The organism is Bacillus sp. MN7755 (assembly GCF_054771475.1).
Genome location: NZ_BTRL01000021.1, coordinates 1 through 23,836, shown reverse-complemented (window position 1 = coordinate 23,836; position 23,836 = coordinate 1). Strand labels below are relative to the sequence as shown.

General features: G+C 33.1%; 17 protein-coding genes. 11 read left to right on the top strand and 6 right to left on the bottom strand.

The features are described 5' to 3' along the window. Positions 1 to 5 precede the first annotated feature (5 nt). On the top strand, positions 6 to 7,016 hold the full coding sequence (locus tag ACYVEC_RS22670; RefSeq protein WP_275719285.1) for a non-ribosomal peptide synthetase: 7,011 nt from the start codon (positions 6 to 8) through the stop codon (positions 7,014 to 7,016). A gap of 56 nt (positions 7,017 to 7,072) precedes the next feature. Further along, positions 7,073 to 8,527 carry a pyridoxal phosphate-dependent decarboxylase family protein gene (locus ACYVEC_RS22665; RefSeq protein WP_098556585.1) on the top strand — a complete coding sequence of 485 codons (1,455 nt, stop codon included), beginning with the start codon at positions 7,073 to 7,075 and terminating at the stop codon, positions 8,525 to 8,527. 119 nt (positions 8,528 to 8,646) lie between these two features. Here the strand turns inward: ACYVEC_RS22665 and ACYVEC_RS22660 are convergent, their stop codons facing one another. Continuing rightward, complete coding sequence (locus ACYVEC_RS22660) at positions 8,647 to 9,603, bottom strand: alpha/beta hydrolase (protein WP_275719287.1); 957 nt, start codon at positions 9,601 to 9,603, stop codon at positions 8,647 to 8,649. Between the two features lie 661 nt (positions 9,604 to 10,264). Next, entirely contained in the window at positions 10,265 to 11,266 is a 1,002-nt protein-coding gene (locus tag ACYVEC_RS22655) for an alpha/beta hydrolase (RefSeq protein WP_063225079.1), read from the bottom strand. A gap of 514 nt (positions 11,267 to 11,780) precedes the next feature. Here ACYVEC_RS22655 and ACYVEC_RS22650 point away from each other — a divergent pair. Together ACYVEC_RS22650 and ACYVEC_RS22645 are read left to right on the top strand one after the other, a co-directional pair. Next, positions 11,781 to 13,211, top strand: a complete 1,431-nt coding sequence (locus ACYVEC_RS22650) for an ABC transporter permease (RefSeq protein ID WP_063225078.1) — start codon at positions 11,781 to 11,783, stop codon at positions 13,209 to 13,211. Positions 13,212 to 13,222: 11 nt separating this feature from the next. Next, positions 13,223 to 13,900, top strand: coding sequence for an ABC transporter ATP-binding protein (locus ACYVEC_RS22645; RefSeq protein ID WP_063225077.1), 678 nt, complete (start codon positions 13,223 to 13,225; stop codon positions 13,898 to 13,900). 295 nt (positions 13,901 to 14,195) lie between these two features. Here ACYVEC_RS22645 and ACYVEC_RS22640 read toward each other — a convergent pair whose 3' ends face one another. The 4 genes from ACYVEC_RS22640 to ACYVEC_RS22625 form a co-directional block, all read right to left on the bottom strand. Continuing rightward, a complete protein-coding gene (locus ACYVEC_RS22640; protein ID WP_000273229.1) occupies positions 14,196 to 14,378 on the bottom strand; it encodes a hypothetical protein in 183 nt (60 codons plus the stop codon). A 201-nt stretch (positions 14,379 to 14,579) separates the two neighbouring features. Next, on the bottom strand, positions 14,580 to 15,116 hold the full coding sequence (locus ACYVEC_RS22635; RefSeq protein WP_275719289.1) for a DinB family protein: 537 nt from the start codon (positions 15,114 to 15,116) through the stop codon (positions 14,580 to 14,582). Between the two features lie 320 nt (positions 15,117 to 15,436). Further along, positions 15,437 to 16,909 (bottom strand): sensor histidine kinase, encoded by a 1,473-nt coding sequence (locus ACYVEC_RS22630; protein ID WP_063225075.1) that lies wholly within the window; start codon positions 16,907 to 16,909, stop codon positions 15,437 to 15,439. Further along, positions 16,902 to 17,567: a response regulator transcription factor gene (locus ACYVEC_RS22625; RefSeq protein WP_063225074.1), complete on the bottom strand. Its 666-nt coding sequence runs from the start codon at positions 17,565 to 17,567 to the stop codon at positions 16,902 to 16,904. The genes ACYVEC_RS22630 and ACYVEC_RS22625 overlap by 8 nt, the downstream gene beginning before the upstream one ends. A 479-nt stretch (positions 17,568 to 18,046) precedes the next feature. Here ACYVEC_RS22625 and ACYVEC_RS22620 point away from each other — a divergent pair, with 479 nt between their 5' ends. The 7 genes from ACYVEC_RS22620 (at position 18,047) to ACYVEC_RS22590 (ending at position 23,492) form a co-directional block, all read left to right on the top strand. Then, positions 18,047 to 18,739 carry an HAD family hydrolase gene (locus tag ACYVEC_RS22620; RefSeq protein WP_080468761.1) on the top strand — a complete coding sequence of 231 codons (693 nt, stop codon included), beginning with the start codon at positions 18,047 to 18,049 and terminating at the stop codon, positions 18,737 to 18,739. A 173-nt stretch (positions 18,740 to 18,912) separates the two neighbouring features. Then, the gene (locus ACYVEC_RS22615; RefSeq protein ID WP_063225072.1) at positions 18,913 to 19,284 is read left to right on the top strand and encodes a DUF4180 domain-containing protein; all 372 of its coding nucleotides are present in this window, start codon (positions 18,913 to 18,915) and stop codon (positions 19,282 to 19,284) included. Positions 19,285 to 19,389: 105 nt separating this feature from the next. Continuing rightward, positions 19,390 to 19,893 carry a MepB family protein gene (locus ACYVEC_RS22610; RefSeq protein WP_063225071.1) on the top strand — a complete coding sequence of 168 codons (504 nt, stop codon included), beginning with the start codon at positions 19,390 to 19,392 and terminating at the stop codon, positions 19,891 to 19,893. Positions 19,894 to 20,031: 138 nt separating this feature from the next. After that, entirely contained in the window at positions 20,032 to 20,799 is a 768-nt protein-coding gene (locus ACYVEC_RS22605) for an arylamine N-acetyltransferase family protein (protein ID WP_063225070.1), read from the top strand. A 143-nt stretch (positions 20,800 to 20,942) separates the two neighbouring features. Further along, positions 20,943 to 21,596, top strand: coding sequence for a YdeI/OmpD-associated family protein (locus ACYVEC_RS22600; RefSeq protein ID WP_063225069.1), 654 nt, complete (start codon positions 20,943 to 20,945; stop codon positions 21,594 to 21,596). Positions 21,597 to 21,721: 125 nt separating this feature from the next. Next, positions 21,722 to 22,837, top strand: a complete 1,116-nt coding sequence (locus ACYVEC_RS22595; RefSeq protein WP_063225068.1) for an NAD(P)/FAD-dependent oxidoreductase — start codon at positions 21,722 to 21,724, stop codon at positions 22,835 to 22,837. A gap of 217 nt (positions 22,838 to 23,054) precedes the next feature. After that, complete coding sequence (locus ACYVEC_RS22590; RefSeq protein ID WP_460508409.1) at positions 23,055 to 23,492, top strand: NUDIX hydrolase; 438 nt, start codon at positions 23,055 to 23,057, stop codon at positions 23,490 to 23,492. Positions 23,493 to 23,836 lie beyond the last annotated feature (344 nt).

The following is a 23,836-nucleotide window of genomic DNA, read 5'->3' as shown; positions in this document are numbered from 1 at the left end:
TAAAAATGCACATTAAAGATCGAAGTTCGATTCATGAAAATAAAGAAGTAGAAGCGTTTTGGAAGGAGCAATTATCTTCCGAGGTTCTCGATTTTTCTGTATTTAATAGCGATTACCAACTAAATAAAGAAACACCTTGTGAGTACGTTCAAGTCATAGTGAATGCAGAGTTTAGTAAAAGTATACAAAAAATAAGTAAGTCTCAAGATTTATTATTATTTAGCTGGTTTCAAGCCGCTTTAAGGGTTTGTTTGGCACATTATACAGATCAAGAAAGAATTACTATTGGTATTCCTATAATTGAAAAAAATCTTGAACAAAGTGAGAATCTTAATAAATTGATTCCTTTAGGAAGTGAAATCCATCCGCATCACACCTTTAAACAATTAGTAAATGAGATTGAACAAACGACTTTATTCGGGTATGAAAATCAGGAGTATCCACTCTCTGAATTATTAGTTAAACACAATTTAACTCCTTTTCAAATTGTAATCGGGATGGAAGGATTACATAATGAAAATTCGCTAGAAGAATACGCAGAGAATAATTTAGCCCTATGGATACGAAGAAAATGGAATGAAATACATAATGAATTTGAATTTCAAATTTCTTGCAAGTCCCATTCATTCTCTTCTTTGCAACAGTTTGCAAATTCGTATTGTTATGTTTTAAAGCAAGTTTCACAAAAACCGAATTTGGCAGTGAAAGATATTTGTATTATTGCAGAAGAAGAAAAAGAGTTGCTAGAAGGATTGAATACTTTTCAAACGGGCATAGACTTGTTTCAATCATTTCAAGATTTGTTTGAAGCGCAAGTATTAAAAACTCCAGATCAAATTGCTGTTGTTTGTAATGATCAATCTTTGACATATAGAGAATTGAATAAGAAAGCGAATCAATTGGCTTCTATTCTTCAAAGTAAAGGTGTTTCAAAAGAAAGTATTATTGGCGTTATGGTAGATCGGTCATTAGAAATGATTATTGGTATGATGGGGATTTTAAAAGCAGGAGCAGCGTATTTACCAATCGACCCTAACTACCCAACTGAACGAATTGAATATATGTTACAAGATAGTCAAGCAAAATATTTACTTAGTAAGCGAACAAAGGAGGTATTGCCACAATTTGCGGGTGAAGTACTGTATCTTGATAAAGAATATCTTTTCCAAGGTGAAGAAAGTAATTTAGTACGAGAACATAATCCTAATGATTTGGCTTATGTTATTTACACATCAGGATCGACAGGAAATCCAAAAGGGGTAATGATAGAACAAAAATCGCTAGTTCATTTTTTAAATGTAATGAGAGAAAAAGTAAAGGCTAATCAATCATTCTTGTTTCTTGCTAGTGTATCTTTTGATATTTCCTTGTTAGAAATATGTCTTCCTTTAACGCAAGGTTCAAAAGTAGTAATTGCTACAGAGGACCAGTTTGCAACAAAAGAATTGGCTCATTTGGTCAAAAAACATAAGGTGGATTTATGGGAATCAACGCCATCGCGAATGGAAGTGATTTTGAGTGATCCAGAAGGGGCAAATTTTCTAAAAGATTTAAAATCTATTTTATTAGCAGGAGAAGCATTTTCCATTGATTTGGTTGAAAAAATTCGTTGTATCAGTGAAGCAACAATTTTAAATATTTATGGTCCCACAGAAACAACCATTTGCGCAACAGTAAAAGACTTGAGCACTTCCAAAGAAGTTACGATTGGCAAACCTAACCCGAATTATCATTCCTATATATTGAATAAGTATGGCCAATTAAAACCATTTGGAATTCCCGGTGAACTCTGCATTGCTGGCGTAGCGGTAGCACGAGGGTATCTTGGTAAAAATAAACTGACAGATGAAAAGTTTGTACCGAGTCCTTTTACGGCAGGGGAAATGATGTATCATACAGGTGATCTTGTTCGTTGGTTGCCTAATGGAGAACTTGAATATTTAGGTCGAATGGATCATCAAGTGAAAATTCGGGGGTATCGGATTGAATTAAGAGAAATCGAAACTCAATTAAGGGAATATCCAGAAATAAACCAGGCTATCGTTGTTGATCAAGTGTATGGAAATAGGAAATTATTAGCTGCCTACTATGTATCGGATAACAAGGTGTCTTTTGGTGAAATCAGAAAATATTTAAGTGATAAACTACCTGAGTTTATGATTCCTGAAAAAATGATTCAGGTAGAAGAGATTCCATTGAATCCAAATGGAAAAGTGGATAGAAAAAGGTTGTTGGCTATAACACAAACGGATTATGTATCAATTCCATACGTTGCCCCGCGCAATGAAATTGAACAAAAATTAGTGCGTGCATGGGAAAAAGTTATGGAGATTGAGGGAATCGGTATTCATGATAATTTTTTTGCATTAAAAGGAGAATCCATTAAAGCACTTCAGGTAATTAATTTATTAAGAAAAGACTGCTTAAAAATAAGTACAACAGATTTTTTTAAGCACCCTACAATCGCTCAACTGAGTTCTTGTGTAAAGTTAGAGCATAAAGAGGAAAACCTTGAAAGTAGACCAACTCATGTTAAAGATTTGTCTAAGCCATTTTCCTTAACAGAAGTTCAGACAGCGTATATGTTAGGACGGAATTCACAGTTTGAATTAAGTGGTATTTCACCTCAAACATATTTTGAATATGAAACAGCATTGGATATCAATCGTCTTTCAAAAAGTTTTCAAAAGGTAATCCATCGTCATCCAATGTTGCGAGCTGTAATTTCACCAGAGGGAAAACAGCAAATATTACAAAGCATTCCTGATTACGAGATTGAGATAGTGAGTCTCATAGATTTAGATGATAGGAATCAAAATGCTCGCTTACAAGAAGAGCGTTCTCGAATGACTAACCATGTATTCCCTTTGGGGCAATGGCCTTTGTTTGAATTAAAAGCCTTTCTTTTAAAAGAAGACACGTATTTATTATGTTTTCGATACGATGCTTTATTAATGGACGGAGCAAGCATGAACATTGTTGGACAGGATTTGTTGCATTATTATTATAAACCCAATCAAAAATTAGAATCTCTATCTTTTGATTTTCAAGATTACATGTTTATCTATGATGAAATGGAACAAAGCGAAGAATATAAAACAGCAAAAAATTATTGGACAAGTAAGCTTACTGACTTTCCGTTTGCACCTTCTTTGCTGTTAAAAAAGGATCCAGCAGAGATTGCTACTCCTAAATTCAAATCACTTACTAAGATCCTGGACAATGAAAAATGGACAAAGCTACGAAAGTTAGCACAAGAGAAAGAGGTAACTCCTTCCGCTCTACTTTGTACAATATATGGTGATGTGTTGGCATATTGGAGTAATCAACGTAAATTGGCAATTAATTTGACTGTATTTAACCGTTATCCTGTTCATGATGAAGTAGAACAGATTGTGGGAGATTTCACATCGCTTATTTTGTTGGATGTTGATGTAAAACCAGAGCAAACTTTCTTTACTAGAGTAAAAGAAACGCAATCTACTTTATTAGATGGCCTTGAACATCGTCATTACGATGGAGTTAACTTTATTCGAGATTTTACTCGATATCATCAAATGACGCCAAAAGCAGTTATGCCCATCGTTTTCACCTCGATGTTAGCAGGTGCAGGTGCTTTCTCTTGGGAACAACTTGGTTCTCTTCGCTACATTCATGCTCGGACTCCACAAGTGTATTTGGATAATGTAGTAATTGAAAAAAATGGAGAGTTATTAATTAGCTGGAACTATGTTGAAGAGTTGTTTGATGTTGATGTGATAGAAGCAATGTTTTCCCAATTTGTTGACTTATTGGAACAATTGGTGAAACAAAGCGATATAACATCTTTGCAGATGAAAGAATCGGATCAAACTTTAATTGAGCAATACAATGAAACAACAGAAAAAATACCTTCAACTACTCTGTATCAATTATTTACAGACCAAGTAAAACGTACACCGTATGAAGTGGCAGTGGTATTTGAACAAGAATGGTTAACATACTCGGAACTTCATAAACGCTCCAATCAAATTGCCCACTTCTTAAAAGAGCAAGGCATTGGTCTAGGTGACAAAGTGGGTCTTTTAGCAAAAAGGCGAGTTGACACAATTGTTAATATGTTAGGTATTTTAAAAGCAGGTGCCGCTTATATTCCGATTGATCCCGATCATCCTTTAGATCGCCAAACATATATTTTAAAAAATAGCTCATGCAAACTTTTATTAGAACCTAGTCTTTATGAAGAAAATCATTTGTCATTTTATACAACAGAAGATATGCCCGCTATTGCTGGTCCAGAAGATATTGCCTATATTATATACACTTCAGGAAGTACAGGGAAACCAAAAGGAGTAATTATTACTCACCAAGCGGTTACAAATACTATTCAAGACATAAATCAAAAATACGAGGTAAATGAAGATGATCGTATTATTGGTATCTCTTCCATGTGTTTTGACCTATCTGTATACGATATTTTCGGAACGTTAAGCACAGGTGCAATGTTGGTAATGATTCGTGATCCAAGAGACATGCAAGAATTAATCCGTACCGTCGAGCGTAGAGGGATTACAATTTGGAATACAGTGCCTGCAATCATGGATTTGGCATTGGATCAAGTAGGTTCTCATTTTGAACATTCTTCTTTGCGTTTAGTTTTACATAGTGGAGATTGGATTCCACTTTCTTTACCAGAAAAAATAAAACGACATTTTCCGATTGCAGAAGTAGTTTCACTAGGAGGAGCAACAGAAGCATCGATTTGGTCAATTTATTATCCGGTCAAACAGGTGGAATCACATTGGAATAGTATTCCATACGGGATGCCCTTGGCAAACCAAACGTATTATGTGTTGAACTATGAAAAGAAAATGTGCCCTGTTGGTGTAATTGGGGATTTATATATCGGGGGAGTGGGCCTTGCTAAAGGATATTTAAATGATGAAAAGAAAACAAATGAAGCGTTTGTGTCACATCCTGATTTTGGTCTTATATACAAAACAGGAGATTGTGGAAAAATGCATTCTGAGGGATATATTGAATTTTTAGGCCGCCAAGATTACCAAGTGAAAATTCAAGGATATCGAGTAGAGTTAGAAGAAATCTCTCATTGTCTTCTAACTTATAAACAAGTCGAACATGCTGTCGTAATTGATCAAACAGATGAGAACGGAATAAAATTTTTAGTTGCATATGTGGTAACTGAGCAAAATATTAGTACAACAGAACTACGAAAGCATTTGCGAGATCACTTGCCAGATTACATGATTCCTTCTTATTTTGTTTATTTGGACCAATTACCCTTGACTCCAAACGGTAAATTAGATAGAAAAGCGCTCCCTACTCCAGAGAAACAAAAAAATGAAGTATTTATTGCTCCAAAAACTGAAATGGAAAAAATATTAACTAGTATTTGGCAAGAAGTACTCAAAATAGATCAAGTTGGAGTAAATGATCATTTCTTCGCCTTAGGTGGAGATTCGATAAAAGCGATTCAAGTGTCCGTCAGACTGTATCGACAAGGATTTGAGCTTGAACCAAAAAATCTATTTTCATTTCCTATATTAAGGGACATGGTTCAATTTGTTAAAAAGCTAGACCATTTTTCAAGTTCACAAACAAATGATGTAAACATAATGAACGATAATAAAGCTACATTACTAAATGTTAAAGATAAACAACTTAATCAACAAACACTTACCAAAATACAAGAAAAAATGCCGGATATAAAAATAGAACGTATTTACCCGTTAGCATCTTTCCAAGAAGTTATTTATGAACATGCTACGAATGAACCTGATACAAATGCATATTTTGAACAAACAATTTGGGCACTTGAGGGGGAGCTGGATATTAAACTCTTTATTCAGTGTTTCCAACAATTAGTTGATCGTCATGATTCTTTAAGAACAATAATTGTGCAAGATGAACAAGCAAAACCTTGGCAAGCTGTTCTATATGATGTTCAAATAAATTCAGAAATAAAAAACTTGATTGAGATGACGAAACAAGAACAGCAAGAATTCCTAAAACAGTGGATGAATGAAAATTTAAGCCGAGGATTCAAAAATGATGAACTTATGACACGTCTCTGTATATTCCAACTAGGTAATAACGAGCATAAGGTAATTTGGAGTTCCCATCATCTATTATGTGATGGTTGGAGTGTCAGCATTTTGATAGACGAATTATTCCAGCTCTATGAAACAACAAAAGCGGGAACTACGGCGGAGTTACCTATGGTAAAACCTTTTGAAACATTCATAGACTGGACTTTGGCACAAGATCATGAGAAAGCACGTCATTTTTGGAGGGATTATTTATCAGGATACAATCGGAAAATTAGTATTCCTAAAAAGAAAGTCCCATCTAAAAGTGAAGGGTTAAACTTCACTTTTATGGATTTAACATTAGACAAGGATTTGACTAATCAGTTACAGACATTTGTAACTAAAAACAATATAACTATGAATACAGCACTACTAGCTGTATGGGGAATATTACTTGGCAAATTCAACGGAACGAGAGAAGTAGTATTGCCTAATCTAGTATCAGTCAGACCTCCCGAAGTAGAAGGAATTGAAAATATGTTCGGTCTGTTCACAAATGTTTTGCCTATCCGATTAGCATGGACAGAAACGCAATCTTTTGTGGACCTCCTGCAAAAAGTACAACTAGAAACATTGAAATGTAATGAGTATGCATACTATTCATTTGTTGATATACAAAAGCAAAGTGAATTAAAAACTGAGTTGACTGACCATCTTTGGGTTTTTGAAAACTATCCAACTAATCCAGCAATCTTTTCTTCAAATGAAAACAGACATTTTGCCATCACAGATTACGAAGTTGTCGATGAGCCGCATGTAAAGTATGGAATTATGTGCTTCCCTGAAGAGAAACTTACAATAAAGTTTGGATATGATCAAACCGTATATGAAGCGGCGAAAATACAAGAAATATTGAATCACATGCATCAGTTAATCAATATGATTCTTCAAAATCCAATACAGGCAATCGATGATTACAAATTATAAAAAAATGAAAAGGCGAGCAAGAACTCGCCTTTTTAAATAGAATAGGAGTAAACCAAATGACAAAAAACTTGCAGTTATCAGCCGAAGAGATGCGTCAGTTAGGATATCAAGCGGTTGACTTAATTGTTGATCATATGAATCATTTAAAAAGTAAACCAGTTTCGGAAACGATTGATAGTAATATTTTTAGAGACAAGCTAATTGAAACGATTCCGGAAAACGGATCTAATCCAAAAGAATTACTTCATTTTCTTAATAACAATGTGTTTAATCAAATTACTCATGTGGATCATCCTCATTTTATGGCTTTTGTGCCAGGTCCTAATAATTATGTTGGTGTAGTAGCAGATTTTTTAGCAAGTGGTTTTAATGTATTTCCTACAGCTTGGATAGTAGGTGCAGGTGCTGAACAAATTGAATTAACAACAATCAACTGGTTAAAATCAATGCTAGGATTCCCTGATTCAGCTGAAGGACTATTTGTCAGTGGCGGTTCCATGGCTAATTTGACTGCACTTACTGTAGCGAGACAGATCAAGTTGAATAATGACATAGAAAATGCGGTTGTTTATTTTTCTAACCAAACTCATTTTTCTGTAGATCGAGCACTTAAAGTATTAGGTTTTAAACAGCATCAAATTTGCCGAATTGAGACAGATGAAGATTTGAAAATTTCAGTTAGTACTTTAAGAAAGCAAATAAAAGAAGATCGATTAAAAGGGAAAAAACCATTCTGTGTTATTGCGAATGCAGGGACAACGAATTGCGGAGCGGTGGACTCCCTCGATGAATTGGCTGATCTATGTGGTGATGAAGATGTATGGCTACACGCGGATGGCGCTTATGGGGCTGCAGCAATTCTGAGCGAAAAAGGAAGAGAGTTATTAAGAGGAATTCATCGTGTTGATTCTTTGACGTTAGACCCGCATAAATGGCTTTTTCAGCCTTATGATGTTGGTTGTGTACTCATTCGAAATAGTCAATATTTAAGTGAAACGTTCCGTATGATCCCAGAGTATATTAGGGATACGGAAACCAATATAGAAGAAAAAGTGAATTTTGGGGAACGTGGAATTGAACTTTCTCGTAGATTTAGAGCATTAAAGGTATGGCTTTCTTTTAAAGCATTCGGAGTTACAGCTTTTCGTGAGGCAATAGATCATGGCATTATGCTAGCTGAACAAGTTGAAGAGTTTTTAAGGAAAGAAAAAGATTGGGAAGTAGTAACACCCGCCCAATTAGGAATTGTTACTTTTCGTTATATTCCATGTGAGCTAACATCTACAGATGCAATTCATGAAATAAACAAAAAATTGGTGGAAGAAATTAATCAAAGAGGATTTGCTATGCTAAGTACGACTAAATTAAAAGAAAAAGTAGTAATTCGACTTTGCTCTATCAACCCAAGGACAACAAAAGAAGAAATACTTCAAATCATGATGAACATAAAAGCATTGGCAGAGGAAATAAACACATCGCCTAAACATCTTATATCTGTTTCTCAACCTTGATATATTAGGTGAATTTTACATATTAATAGCCGATTTCAAATGAGAATCGGCTATTATGTTTAAATGATAATAACACTCACAAATGTATACTATTTATGAGTGTTTCTCTTGTAATGGGATTAAGCCTCAACCTTAGATACTCTTTTGAACCCAGTTTTTATTGCTTGTACTATTTCGTTCACAGCATAAATAGATACATCGGCATTTGGATTTAACCCTTCAAACCAGTGATAGGCATTTGGATATAAATGAAACTCGACATCAACACCAGCTTGCGCTAGTTTGCTTACATAGGTTAATGTTTCGCTTCGGAATGGATCTAATTGACCAACAAATGTGTAAGTATACGGTAAGTCACTATAATCCTCAGCTCGAGAAGGCGCTGCATAGGTAGGAATTTGATCCGTTCCATACATTTCTCCTAAATACATTTTCCAGCCAGCTTCATTTGCCTTTTGGTTCCAAACAAATCCCTCTTTAATTTCATTCGCTGAAGGTGTATTATTTCGGTCATCAATCATTGGATATAGTGGCATTTGTAAACAAATTGAAGGATATTTTCGATCTCGTGCTAATAATGATAATGCTGCTGTTAGTCCACCGCCAGCACTTACTCCTGCAACCCCAATTCGATTCGAATCAATGTTTAATGACTTTGCATTATCAGCAATCCATTTTAAAGCTGAATAACAATCCTCAATTGGTGCTGGGTAAGGGTGTTCAGGTGCTAAGCGGTAGTCTACAGACACGACCACACAGCCAGCTTCTTTTGCAAACCTCATACAAGTATCATCGTTATCATCTATAGACCCTAAGATATAACCACCACCATGTATCCATAATAAGACAGGTAAAAATTCATGATTGGATTTTGGACGATAAATTCTTAATCGTAACGGATTATCATCAGGTCCAACAATGACTTTATCTGATAAAGAAAGGGAGTCATCAACAACGGTAGGTGGTCTCATTTGAGCTATTCCTTCTCTGATTGATTGCAAGTTTTCCGGGCATAAATCGAGATCCGGAAACATCTCTAACCCTTGTAATAAATCTGGATTTACTCTAGTTTTCATTTTAGCACCTCTATTTGTAATTGTTTTCAAATAAATGAAGTGTATTCTAAGTAGTTTAATTGTGAAAGAACACCACAATTAAATTGTAAATTGGATATGTTATAATGGTCAATAGAATATTCTGAAATTAAAACCTTTCTCAAGAAGGAGTTTCATGCAATCAATAATACAAGTAGTGGATTTAAGAGCAAAGTGTTTTCATGTCGTTGTAATTATGTACATTAGAAAAATTTCTTTTTGAGTCTAGAAAAGGACTAGATTCTTTTTTCTTATCTAGACTCATGAAGAATTATGAAAAGCAAAATTTATAGATAGTTATCTTAAAAATAAACAAAAAGAGAAGAACTAACTAATGTTTTTCTCTCTTTTTTATATGTAATTTGGGTATCCATAACTGTAAAAACGGATGGTATAGATTAATGGAAGAATAATTTACTTTTAAATTAATAACGGAATAAATAAAGATTTTTGAATGTAATATTGCATATTAAAGGGACCACTGGTGAAAATGCTGAGCAATGTTTTTCCATATGGTAAATTAGTTCCTTAGTTATTTATTTTATTTTCAATCGTGTAAGGCTAGGGGCGAAGATTTACAAAGGTGACTAGTAAAAAATATAACAATATAAGTATAAGATTTTGTACTTAGTAATCTCGCGATTTAAGGCATGACATTGGATAAGTGCGGGGAGTTCAATCGATTTTGAATAAAATTGATAGTATCAGTTGCAATTTTTTTACGTCTAAGAACGATCCCGGCATGCCCACATGTATAAATATATCGCGTAGGTCTTTCCCAAGATTCCCACAAATAGTCCGTATCCTCAGAGTGCACATATAAATCGTGTTTACCTGAAATTAATAAAATATTTTCTTTTTTTACTCTTGGTAATGCTTGACTCGGTTCGGTGATTTTCCAATAATCTATTAAATCATTATACGTTACACCATGATGTTCCAAGTCTTCTCTAATAAATTTACCCGGAGTTGTATTCCAAATAGAATAAGAAAGTCGATTCGCGTAGAAAATGGATGCTAATACATCAATTTCTGGTTCAACAAGAGATGTTAGGTTAGTAATAACTCCACCTAAACTAATTCCTATTAGAATCAGGGGACCATTTTTATTTGCTTTAATCCATTTGATTAAAGTTCGTAAATCAGCTACCGCTTGTCTAGTTGCTTGTACTGTTCGTTCAATATTCGCACTTACCATGTACTCTCCACTGAATAGGGATTGATCGGGTTTTCTTTCAAAATGATAGGGTAGAGTGAAATAATACATATTCCACTTCAGGCTGGTCATATAATCGTGGAATATATTTTTTACACGTTCGTTAGAATCCATTCTCCAACCGTGAACAAAGATAACATGAGGTGCATTTTCATTTTTATGTAAGAATAATTCCCCAGTTACAGAGTCGTTGCGTGAATCACCGGATTGAACCGAGCTTTTATATTTGAATTGCCCAACCATGTATTCATATTTCTGTTTTGAATGCTTAATGTCAAAATGAATATAGGATGGTTTTACTTTATAAAAAGATTCTATGTCCTGTATATTTAATGAAGTGTTAGAAAGGGAAGTATACTGAAACGCTACACTTCTTTTTTTGTGTAAATCATATAAGGCGTACCGATCAATGAGTTTTGAAAAAATCAAATTAACCTCCTCCAAAATACATATTGTTTAAAACATAGACAAAATTTATGCTTTTAATTAATTATAAAATATTCTCTTTTCCTAATAGTAGTTGGTAAATTTGTATATTATAAAGCTTGTAATAAAATAAAACTATAAATAAATTATACTGAAATCTAAAAAGGTGCACCTTTTAAAGCGATGTGATTTGTGTGAAATACAGTAACTATTAAAATCCTATATAGATATCCAAATAGGGTTCTCTATATTTATTGTATAGAAATTACACAGTAAATATATTTTTTGTACTACATATATTAAATCACCCTTAACCTCATAAGTTCCTTAAATGGAATAACTCCTTACCAAAATTCAAAAACGACTACATTTTTGAATTTGTGTTCTAGTTTCTCTTGAACAGGTAAATGAATAACTACACATAAACTCCTTATATCTCTAGTTAAACTACCGATTAGCTCCATATAAACTCTAGATAACCTATATAGAATACAAGTTATCAAGGAGGTAAGAAAAAATGAATTTTATGAAACGAGCAATTCTTAGTATGAAAAAAAGGATAGGAACATCATTAATTTTGATGGCAGTTTTTTTGATTGTTACAAATTTGGTTCTTTCAGGTTTCACAATCCAAAATGCGTCAAAAAAAGCAGCGGATGCTGCGAGAAAAAAACTTGGTGCAGATGTTACTTTAGGTCTTGATTTCGACAAATTAGGTCAAAAAGCTAAGGAAACTGGAGAAATGCCAAATCCGCCGCAGCTCGATACAAAAGAAACAGATCAATTAGCGAAGTCCAAGTATGTAAAAGACTATAATTACATAGCTAACACTTTCGGGATTTCTGATGGACTTAAACTAGTAGGAGCTTCAGAAGGAGAAGAAGAAGGTAAAGGTAAAGCGGGAATGGCGGCTGTGCGAGGCGGTTCAAGCTCTGGTACAGAAATAGATATGAATGCTTCTTTTATGATTGAGGGAGTCCGCAATACTGCATTACAAGAAAGCTTTAAAAACGGAAAAAGTAAAATCATCGATGGAAAACCAATTACAGAGCAAATGAAAGATCAGATTGTAGCTTTAATGGAAAAACGATTAGCGGACTTAAACAATTTGAAAGTAGGAGACAAACTTAAAGTGCAATCAGGGGATAAGAAGGAAACCCTTGAGGTTGAAATTATCGGTATTTACGAAACAAATGAGCAAGCAATGGGTCAACAGGCTCCTCCTATTATGGATCCAGCTAATAAACTATATATGCCGTATTCAACTATGAAAAAATTAGAAGTAGACCAAGGTATAAGTAGTGTTCAAGTCGTGTATTTCTTGAATGATCCACAATATATTGATGCATTTAAAAAAGAAGCAAAAAAATCTAATATTGATTTTAATTATTATAAATTAGATGCGCATGATTCATTGTACAAGCAAATGATTGGTCCTATCGAAAATATCTCTTCGACTTCTCAAATAATTATTTATATTGTATCGATTGCAGGTGCGATCATTTTAGGGTTAATCATTATGTTATCAATTAAAGGACGTCGTAAAGAAATGGGAATTCTATTGTCCATTGGAGAGAAAAAGTGGAAACTGATGGCGCAATTCGTAGTAGAAGTAGTGTGTGTCGCTATTTTAGCATTTGGATTATCCATAACAACAGGAGCTAAAGTTTCTCAATATATCGGGGATAATTTACTTTCGAATGAAATTGCTACTGCAAGCGAAGAAACAGATACCTCGCAAAATGGTACTGTAATGATGGCTGGACCTGGTGGGACTCTACAAAATCAAAAAGAAGATCCAATTGATAAAATTGATGTAAGTGTAACAGGAGAAGATGTAGGGAAAATGGGTGGAATTGGACTAGCTATTGCTATAATAGCAACGCTTCTTCCAGCATTATCTATTCTACGTTTAAACCCAAAACAAATTCTTTTAAAAGATGAATGAGGAGGCTCGATATGGAGACGATTTTACAGTTTAAAAATTTGGATTATTATTATGAAAGTAATGGAAAAAATGTAGCGATACTAGATAATGTTAACTTTTCTTTTCAAAAAGGACATTTCTACACGATTTTAGGACCATCTGGATCTGGTAAAACCACAACTCTGAGCTTAGGTTGTGGACTGGATGTCCCTAAAAATGGTTATGTACTGTATAATGGCAAAGATATTAGAAAAATTGGTTTGGATCGATACCGTAATCAAAATGTATCTGTAATTTTCCAATCTTATAACTTAATTACCTATATGACTGCTCTTCAAAACGTCTTAACAGCAATGGAAATTACAGGTGTTAAAGTGCAAAATAAAACAGCAAGAGCATTAGAATTATTAGAGAGGGTAGGACTCACAGAAGCTGAAGCGAAACGAAACGTCCTGCAACTAAGTGGTGGGCAACAACAGCGTGTAGCAATTGCTCGAGCACTATCTTGTAATGTTGATTTACTGATTGCAGATGAGCCGACAGGAAACCTCGACGAGGAAACCGCAATGGATATAATAGAACTGTTTCAAGAACTTGCACATAAAGAGAATAAATGCATTATTGTTGTGACGCATTCACAGGAAGTTGCTAAAAAATCAGATCGTGCAGTGTATTTAAGTAAGAAGAAGTTGGTCGTAAATGAAATCTAATATAAGCATCGTAGCTGTTTGATTCACATAATATTCAAAAAATAGACCTTTCAAAAGCTTATATTTGATTTATAATAAAATCAAGCCATAATCAAAATGGTCTCCCTGTACTGAATGTTAAAATAGTTTGTTGTTCCCGTTTTAATAATATTTGAAAAAGAACTTGTAGGATATTCTACAAGTTCTTTTTATTATAATTGGTTACCTATATCATGGGATAATCACACATAAAAAACGAGACAATACCTAGATATATAATCTAAATGCTGTCCCCTTTAACTGTTTATCTGTGTAGTTATTGCAGAATTAAACCTACAATCATAATTAAACTAAATACTATTATCCAACCAAACGCACAATAGCCAAAAATTCTAATCCATTTAGGTAATTGATTCATGTTAATTTTATTTGAGGGAACTCCCTGCATAGAAAACATCATTTTTTGATCTCTATCTCTATTATTTTGTTGTTCATACATAATATCATCACCTTTCCAGAACTATTGTGTTTATAGTATATCAGCCTAAAGAAAATTATGTACAGAATAAGAGGGGATAGCATATATATTATGTGGTGAATTTTATAAATAAATGCATTTAATTGCCATGGTTCTAAGCGCTAATCAGTTATAAATACTGAAAAAGAGCCCTACATAGATAGGACTCTTTTTCTTCAAATATTAAGTTGCTGGATATACATCAGAACCAAGGTAACGTTCTTTTATAATTTGAAGATGATGAAGCTCATGACCAGCAATGATGTATGCTAATGCACGAACTGTAACTTCAGAATTATTCGCATTTCCTCTTTGTGACCAAGCTTCTTTATCTAAGCTTCTAAGTAAATACAGGGTAGATTGGCGAACAACTATTAAATTCTCAAGAAGATCTTGCATAGATTGCTTATCAAAAGCAGCTCTAAGAACATACATATCATCATTATAGCCTGGAAGTTCTGCTGTCTCGCCTCGAGCGATAGATAGCAATCGATATGCCATAATACGTTCTGTATCTGCTATATGACCGATTACTTCTTTTATACTCCATTTAGTAGGAGCATACCGGAAAAGTCCCTCACTATCAGAAATTCCCTTTAATAAAAGATTCGTTTCCTTCATTTGTTGTTCTAGAATATGTATGATATTTCCGTCTGATACCAAGTTGGTATACGCTGCATAATAGGAGTTATATTCACTTACTTGTGGTCTTATTTGCATACGAATCATCCTTTATGTTTAATCTTTACATATAGCTTATCATAAAAGAATTCCAAATTAATCTGAAAAATGGAGGCAAATATTCATTTTTCATCCTCCTTTTCAGTTTCATAGATGAAATGCAGCTCAAATAAGAGAATCTAATTTGCTGCTAAGCGGAATTTCGTTTTTTTGCTTTTATAGTAGAAGGTAAATATTTAAGTTGAATACAGTTTGTCAATACTTATGACAATCGCCATTTAAGAAGCAGCATATGTCATTAAATGAAAAACCTGTTAATAAGTTTATACTTACTACAAAAACAAACAAACTCGTCTTATTTAAAGGAGAGTTTGTTTGTTTTTATGTTTAGATAATGGAATCCTCATGCAAAATTGCACACTATGTTCCATATTTTTTATTGAAAACTTTATATCTAGCGTTTTAAGAATTTGTTTAACAATATATAGCCCCAAACCACTTCCTCCAGTATTTCGATTTCTTGATTTTTCAATTCGATAAAATGGTTTGAAAATTTGTTGTAAATCTTCATCTTTAATATTGACACCTGTATTTATAATTTGTATTTCGATTTGATCTTGTTTAGAATTCTCGCTTAACTTTATATAGACTTTTTCATTATGTGGTGAATACATAACCGCATTATGGATAATATTTTTACATGCTTTTTCTAAAAGAGCACAATCTGTATAAATAGAAAGGTCAGAATCAATTTCTTTTATTATTTCGATGCTTTTTTGAGCAGCAAAAAATTCGAGATCTTTTGTGATTGTACCTATTAACTTTGAAGGAGTAACTTCCTCTACTTTTAGTTTGAAGGTGTGTTGTTCTAATTTCGATACGCTTAAAATTTCACGAACTAATTGTTCCATACTTTCAATAATTTGATGATTTTTCTTTAAATATTGATCGCGATTTTGATAAGGGCCAATATTGTATATCATCCCTTCTAAGTATCCTTTCATTACAGTAAGAGGGGACTTTAATTCATGTGCTACAATCGCAAAAAACTCTCTGCGTTTTGTTTCTATTTCTCTTTCTTTTTCAATATCATTTTTTAATTGTTCATTTGCTTTTTTTAAATCAAACATAGCTTGTTGTAAGTTAATAGACATGTCATTCAAACTATTAGATAATTCTCCTAACTCATCTGTAGAGCGAACCTCAATTTTTTCGGAGAAATCTAAATTTGCCATCTTTTGTGCACCTTCATTAATATAAATAAGTGGCTTTGTAATAAACCTAGAATAAAAATAAGCACTCCCTATACCAATAACGAGCACAATAATACTAATATAAGGGAGAAAGCGCACTAAAACCTGTGAAGCTTCATCAATCGGTTGAAATGTAGCAAACACTACAAGCGTTAAACTACCATCTTGGAATTGAATTGGTTTCGTAACGTTATATGAATTGCTAAGGGTACTTGCATTCTCGAATCGTGTGGCTTTAGTAACTACTGTTTTTTGCTTACCACTTTGAATAAAAGAAAATGAAGGAGAGTAAATAATTATTCCTTCTTTATTTTGAAGCGAAAGCATTGCATTATTTTTTTGGGCGTATTCATCAAAAAGTGGTATCGCATCTTGAAACGTAAGATTTTTAGATTTATCAATTATTTCGTTTATCCCTGTTTGAAGTTGATCTGTTTTATATTGCTCATAAAACGTAGGAAGAAAGAAGTATAAAGTTAAATAAATCAATACTGCAAAAGATAATAAAATGAGAGATGTAGTCATAAAGAGTTTATAAGTAATTTGCTTCATCTTCATGAGTTTCACAATACTATTCATCAATTTTATAACCAATACCCTTTATTGTTTTAATATAAGGGATAGCTAATTTTTTGCGTAGATTTTTAATATGTGTATCAATTATTCGTGTTTCTCCAAAATAATCGTACCCCCAAACCTTCTCTACGATATTTTCTCTAGTAAGTACTTTTCTCTCATTTTGAAATAGTAGTTGTAGAATTTCAAACTCTTTTGTTGTTAATATAATTTCAACGTCATTTACATATACTCTATATGCATCCACATCGATACGCACTTCTTTAAATATCAAATGATTATTTTCATTTTTATAATAACTTCTTCTAAGTACAGCTTCGACTCGTCTAATCAAAACATGAAATGAAAAGGGTTTTGTTATATAATCATCGATCCCAAGATCGAATCCTTTCATTTGATCTTCTTCTTCTTCCAACGCAGTTAGCATAATAATTGGTACGTTTGACTGACTTCGAATCATTTTAGAAACTTCAAACCCATTAAGATTGGGCATCATGACATCTAGAAGAATTAAATCAAAGGATTGCTTATTAAATTGTGTCATACCCTCTAGTCCATCTGAAGCGACTACCACTGTATAATGCTGCGTCATTAAAAATTGTTTAATTAATTCCTGAATTTCTTGATCGTCCTCTACCACGAGAATATGATAGTTTTTCATAATATCACCTCTGGTAGTCATTATAGCCGTACTATCTGGAGTTTATGTGGAGATACAATAGGAACTTCATAGGACGTTTAACGTATTAGCTTCATTTTCAAGAATGTGTATTCTCCAAAAAAGTATTATTAGCCATATTCCTTTTTTATGAAAAAATAATTGTATGCTTGAAAAAACTTATCGTATGAAAAGATGTACGATTAAAATTTACGAAAAACTAATGTATAATAATGTAAATTGCATATAATTTCTTAAAATTTGTGAAAATATACTTTTGCTTCTTTACCAGAAGAGGGAAAGGAATTTCAATATAGAAGAAGCTACCGTAATACTAGAGTGTGTGGCACAAATTTTGGATTTCTTTTATGTTGTTTCTGTTTAATCGTTAATCACTACATAACAATGCTCTTGCAAAACCAAAAGTTTAAAGGTACGAACTTAGAGAGATTTACATAATGACAGAAAGGTTGTGAAATGATTTGAGGGGTTATAAAGCTGTGCTGTTTGATTTAGATGATACGTTACTTGATAGGGATAAGGCAGTAGATAAATTGTTTTTATTTGTTTTAGAGAAGTGTTATGAGGATGTTAATGATGTAGTCAAAAACAACATGTTACGGAAATTCAAAGAATACGATAAAAGGGCATACGGCATTGCTAATAAAACGACAGTTTTGGAGTCTTTATTTGATGAATTTCCACCGAAATATCGATTGCCACAGGATAATATTCAAGATTTTTGGAATAATAATTTCCCTAAATGTTTTTCTATAAACCAAAATACTATTAATTTCTTAAATAGTATCAAGATGCATATTAAAGTTGGTATTATTACAAATGGTTCAACTCAGAGGCAAAAAGCTAAAATATTTAACACGAATTTAAATAGATATTTTGAAACAATCATTATTTCTGAAGAAGCGGGATGCAGTAAACCTGACAAACGTATTTTTGAATTAGCATTAAATGAGCTTAATATGGAACCAGAAGATGTGCTCTTTGTTGGAGATGACTTAGAAAAGGATATCGGTGGTTGTCAAAATGCGAATATAAAGGGAGTATGGTTTAACCCTCAGAGGATTAAGAATACTACCGAAATACAACCGTATGCCGAAATTAGTACTTTTGATAGTTTATTATGTTATTGTGGAGACATAAATTTTCAAAAATAGTTAATAGATAGATTACCCTTAATTTCATTGACCGTATAATAAGTTTAAAAATAATATGCATTAACAACAACATAGGGAGAATATTAACCTAGGGCAAATCATTTATGTGTATTCATGAAGAGTTGTAAAGCATGTTTTTATATAAGCCTTAAGCATTATAGAGGAGTGAGACTATGGAAATACAGAAAGTAGTAATCGACGGGATAAATATTGGGATCATAAGAAACGATAAGGTACTAATATCCGATGTTCAATCTGCATTGGATCTTATGGCAACGGTTCAATACGAGGTAGATGCGAAGTATATTATTATCAACAAGTCATTAATAAGTGAAAGCTTCTTTGATTTAAAAACACGTCTTGCGGGTGATATCCTTCAAAAGTTTATAAACTACAAGGTAAAGATTGCTATCATTGGGGATTTCTCTATTTACACTAGTAAAAGCTTAAAAGACTTTATTTATGAATGTAATAAAGGGAATGATATTTTTTACTTAGCAACTGAACAACAAGCAATTGAAAAACTAAGTACATTAAAACAATAATAATATCCCAGTAAAATCTCCCTCTTTTTCACATCGCTTATTATTTACAACATATAAGAACTGATGTTTGTGGTAAACTAAGAAATGAATAAAGGGGGAGTTTTTTTGAACAATTATAATGATACGATTCGAAATTTAAACAATATAGTTTACAAACCTAATAATTTAATGATAACGAATCTAAAAGAAGAAAAGCAAAACGCAGAATATGCAGGATGTTTATTTCACTTAAATAACAAAACCATTCGTTTTAGAAAATCAAAAATTACTCCTAATAAAATTGGTCAATTTGTTTCTTTTTGGGAGAAAGATGACAATATGCAAAATCAAGCGTTTCCTTATGACGCTGCTCCTGACTTATTAGTTATCACTTGTATAGATGATAATAAACTAGGACAATTTATTTTCCCTAAAGAGATTCTTCTTAAGGAAAAAATCTTGAGAACACAAAATCAAAAAGGCAAGATGGCTATGAGGATTTATCCGATCTGGGATACCCCTGTTAGCAATCAAGCTAAAAAGAGCCAAATGTGGCAGCTTCAGTATTTTGTTGATTTAAGCGATCATAATAATTTACCCATAGACAAACTATTAAATTTGTATTCGTAGCTTCTTATCTTAAGTAATCTTGTGGGTTAGACTTTTTGTACCGGTACAGTTAAACGAAATGTACATTGTTTCAGTACCCCATCAAAATTACAATCAGCATATACTATTTTAACTTATATATTTTAAGGGGTGCTGACTATGACAAATCTACAACATAAGCTTTTTACAAGATTGAATCTTGTAAACCGTAGTGAAGTGAAGTTTGAAGAATTAAATACAATTCTCTTTGCTTTTGCACATGCTATACCATTTGAGAATTTAGATGTTATAGCAAGTAACACGAATACAATTACTATGGAAAATTTACAGGATAAAATTTTAACTAGTTCCCGCGGCGGGCTTTGTTATGAGTTAAATACTCTTTTTTACTACTTTTTAAAAGATTGTGGTTATGATGTACAACTCGCATTAGGTACCGTATATAAAAATGATATAAACGCTTGGGCACTTGAGGATGGACATATAACGATTATTCTAAATTATGATAACGTACGATACTTAATTGATGTAGGTATTGCTTCATTAGTACCTCTAGTCCCTGTACCTTTTAGTGGTGAGTCAGTTTCTTCTAAAAATGGTACGTATCGAGTGAGAGGAAAAGATACAAGTAAAGGAAATTACGTTCTAGAAAGAAAAGATACGAACGGAGAGTGGAAAGTTTGTCATGCTTTTTATAATCATATGATTGATGAGGCAGTAGTAAATGATGTTCAAAAAAGAGTAATAGAAGATGAGAAATCTATTTTCAATAAAGGGCCCATTGCAGTCAAATTGACGGAATCTGGTCATGTCTCTTTAACAAATACTAGTTTAACTGAAATAATTGATGGTGAAAAAGCGAAACGTGAAATTACAGAAGATCAATATAGAGAGCTTTTATATACTTTATTTGCTATTGAGTTATGATAAAACAAATAGCTAGCCGGTTCTTATGAAGAATCGGCTATTTTATTTTAATTTAAAACAACTATTAAAGTTTGATTTTCTTAATAGATATAATACACTAGAACAGTATAAATAATGAATTTTGAATGTAAAGGAAGATTTTTATGTCAATTATCGATAAATTGAAACTTAATAAGTATACGAATATGGTTGTTATTAATGAACCAAGTGATTACGAAGTTTTTACAGGAAAAGAGACTGTATTTTCAAAAGAACACGATGCCATTTTTATTTTTGTAGAAACACTTGATGAAATGGTAAAACAAACGAATTATATTATTAGTAATGAAGAATTACTAATTGAAAAAGGATACATATTCTTCGCATATCCGAAAAAAGGTAATTCTCGCTACAGTACGTTTATTCACCGTGATGAGATGTTTCCAGCATTAAACGTTGGAGAAGATGGATATGTGGGAGAAAGCGATATTAAATTTGCGCGAATGGTAAGTATGGATGACATCTTTACTGTTGTAGGTTTAAAGCGTGAGAAGAAAAAAGCGACGAAAACGCCTGCAATGAGCCAATGTGTAGCTGATTATGCAGATCGAATTCAAGATGTTGAAGCTTTATTAGCTAATCACCCAAATGAACTTAAGTTTTATCAAAGTTTAACACCTGGATACAAAAAAGATTGGGCACGTAATCTGTTTTCTGTAAAACAAGAAAAAACACGTGAAAAACGTTTTGAAAAGATGATTGAGGTTCTATCACAAGGCTATAAAACAATTGATTTATTCCGGAAAAAGAAAAAATAAGATTAGGAAAGTCAAAATGATGCAACAATTAATTGCGATGAGTACATTGAAAAAAGTATTCCTTCCATTATACTAAGAAATGTTCTTATATTTATATAATTAGTAAAAGAGAAAAGGTGTTTGAAATGAAATCGTATATTGTAGTTGGAGCTGGAATTTTAGGAGCATCTACTGCTTATCATCTTGCTAAGACTGGCGCAAACGTTATTATCGTGGATCGTCAACAAGTAGGTCAAGCAACGGATGCAGCAGCAGGTATTGTCTGTCCATGGCTTTCGCAACGTCGTAATAAAGCATGGTATAAAATCGTTAAAGGCGGTGCACGTTACTATTCTTCGTTAATTCAGCAATTAGAAGAAGACGGTGAAACGGATACAGGTTACAACCGTGTAGGTGCAATTAGTTTACATACTGATGAGAAAAAACTAGATCAGATGGAAGAGCGAGCTTATAAACGCCGTGAAGATGCACCAGAGATTGGTGAAATTACGCGTTTATCAGCTGAAGAAACGAAAAAATTATTCCCGGCATTATCAGAAGAATATAGTTCTGTTCATATTAGTGGTGCTGCACGAGTAAATGGAAGATTATTACGCAACGCGTTAATAAGCGCTGCGAAAAAACATGGTGCAACTTTTATAAAAGGCGATGCAGTATTAGTCCGTGAAGGTAATCATATTACGGGAGTTAAAGTAAACGATGCAACAATTTTAGCAGAAAAGGTTATTGTAACTGCAGGTGCATGGGCGAACGAAATCTTAAACCCTTTAGGAATTAACTTCTTAGTTACGTTCCAAAAAGGACAAATTGTTCACCTGCAAATGGAAAATACAGCAACAGAAAATATGCCAGTTGTTATGCCGCCAAATGATCAATACATTTTAACATTTGACAATGGCCATGTCGTAATTGGTGCAACACATGAGAATGATACTGGTTTCGATCACCGTGTAACGGCTGGTGGTTTAAATGAAGTTTTCCATAAAGCATTAATAGTTGCACCTGGATTAGAAAATGCTAAAATGCTTGAAACGAGAGTTGGATTCAGACCATTTACGCCAGGATTCTTACCTGTTATTGGTCCGCTCCCTAATTTTGAAGGTATTCTCGTTGCGAACGGATTAGGTGCTTCAGGTTTAACTGCAGGTCCATATTTAGGGTCTGAACTTGCTAAATTAGCGCTGGGACAACTAATTGAATTAGATTTAAATGATTATGACGTTGCTGGTGCAATTGAATAATATGGGGTACTGCTAACATTTAGAAAAAACCACGCTAAGCGAATTCGATAGGAAACAAGCAGGGTTTTCCTCCGTTAAGAGTAAGCCTGTTTATGAAAAATAAAATTCTTTAAAAATAGAGGGCCGCCACCATAAACCTGCATTATTAATGTAGAATTGTGATGGCGGCTCTTTATTCATATTTATGTAAAGCTTATTTTCGAGAGGAGATTAAGTAATGAGAGCGCCATATCAAGTATTAATATTTCCTTATATAAAAACTGACGATTCTATTCAATATGCGATTTTCAACCGAAGTGATTATGGTTATTGGCAAGGGATAGCTGGTGGTGGAGAAGACGGTGAGATTCCTATTGAATCAGCAAAACGGGAAGCGTTTGAAGAAGCTGGTATTACAAGAGATTGTCCATATATACAATTAGATTCTGTTTCTTCACTACCAGTAGAGGATGTAGTTGGAGGATTCCTTTGGGGAGATGAGGTTTATGTAATAAAAGAATTTTCTTTTGGAGTTAAAGTCCCTACAAAAAACATCTCATTATCTAAAGAACACTTAAATTATAAATGGTTATGCTTTGAGGAAGCAGTAACGCTTTTGAAATGGGATAGCAACAAAACAGCATTGTGGGAATTAAACAAGAGACTATTAAAATAATAATAGTGTTAGCTAACAAAGATAGTAGTGAAACAAGAATTGAATAATTAAAAACCTTGCTTCATATGTAGCAAGGTTTTCTCTATACAGTTGTTTCTAAAAACATGAAAATAGTTAAAAATATTTTTATGTTATACGGTTTTTGACTATGAACAGCGGAATACATATTAAGTATTCAACAGTTCAAATGAAACGAGTCATTTTTTATTTTAAGAAGAAAGATGACTCGTTTTATGCTAAAATTCGCTTAGTGTATATTTTCGTTAAAATGTGGGTAAGCCCCCTTTTAGCAAAACCGGAGTGGAAATGATGAGTATAAATAGTTTTGTGGGATTGATAAAGGA

Excerpts from the sequence above, each read along its gene's own strand:
- ACYVEC_RS22670 (WP_275719285.1), top strand. The coding sequence starts at position 6 with ATGCACATTAAAGATCGAAGTTCGATTCATGAAAATAAAGAAGTAGAA.
- ACYVEC_RS22665 (WP_098556585.1), top strand. The coding sequence starts at position 7,073 with ATGACAAAAAACTTGCAGTTATCAGCCGAAGAGATGCGTCAGTTAGGA.
- ACYVEC_RS22660 (WP_275719287.1), bottom strand. The coding sequence starts at position 9,603 with ATGAAAACTAGAGTAAATCCAGATTTATTACAAGGGTTAGAGATGTTT.
- ACYVEC_RS22650 (WP_063225078.1), top strand. The coding sequence starts at position 11,781 with ATGAATTTTATGAAACGAGCAATTCTTAGTATGAAAAAAAGGATAGGA.
- ACYVEC_RS22645 (WP_063225077.1), top strand. The coding sequence starts at position 13,223 with ATGGAGACGATTTTACAGTTTAAAAATTTGGATTATTATTATGAAAGT.
- ACYVEC_RS22640 (WP_000273229.1), bottom strand. The coding sequence starts at position 14,378 with ATGTATGAACAACAAAATAATAGAGATAGAGATCAAAAAATGATGTTT.
- ACYVEC_RS22635 (WP_275719289.1), bottom strand. The coding sequence starts at position 15,116 with ATGCAAATAAGACCACAAGTAAGTGAATATAACTCCTATTATGCAGCG.
- ACYVEC_RS22630 (WP_063225075.1), bottom strand. The coding sequence starts at position 16,909 with ATGAATAGTATTGTGAAACTCATGAAGATGAAGCAAATTACTTATAAA.
- ACYVEC_RS22625 (WP_063225074.1), bottom strand. The coding sequence starts at position 17,567 with ATGAAAAACTATCATATTCTCGTGGTAGAGGACGATCAAGAAATTCAG.
- ACYVEC_RS22615 (WP_063225072.1), top strand. The coding sequence starts at position 18,913 with ATGGAAATACAGAAAGTAGTAATCGACGGGATAAATATTGGGATCATA.
- ACYVEC_RS22605 (WP_063225070.1), top strand. The coding sequence starts at position 20,032 with ATGACAAATCTACAACATAAGCTTTTTACAAGATTGAATCTTGTAAAC.
- ACYVEC_RS22600 (WP_063225069.1), top strand. The coding sequence starts at position 20,943 with ATGTCAATTATCGATAAATTGAAACTTAATAAGTATACGAATATGGTT.
- ACYVEC_RS22595 (WP_063225068.1), top strand. The coding sequence starts at position 21,722 with ATGAAATCGTATATTGTAGTTGGAGCTGGAATTTTAGGAGCATCTACT.
- ACYVEC_RS22590 (WP_460508409.1), top strand. The coding sequence starts at position 23,055 with ATGAGAGCGCCATATCAAGTATTAATATTTCCTTATATAAAAACTGAC.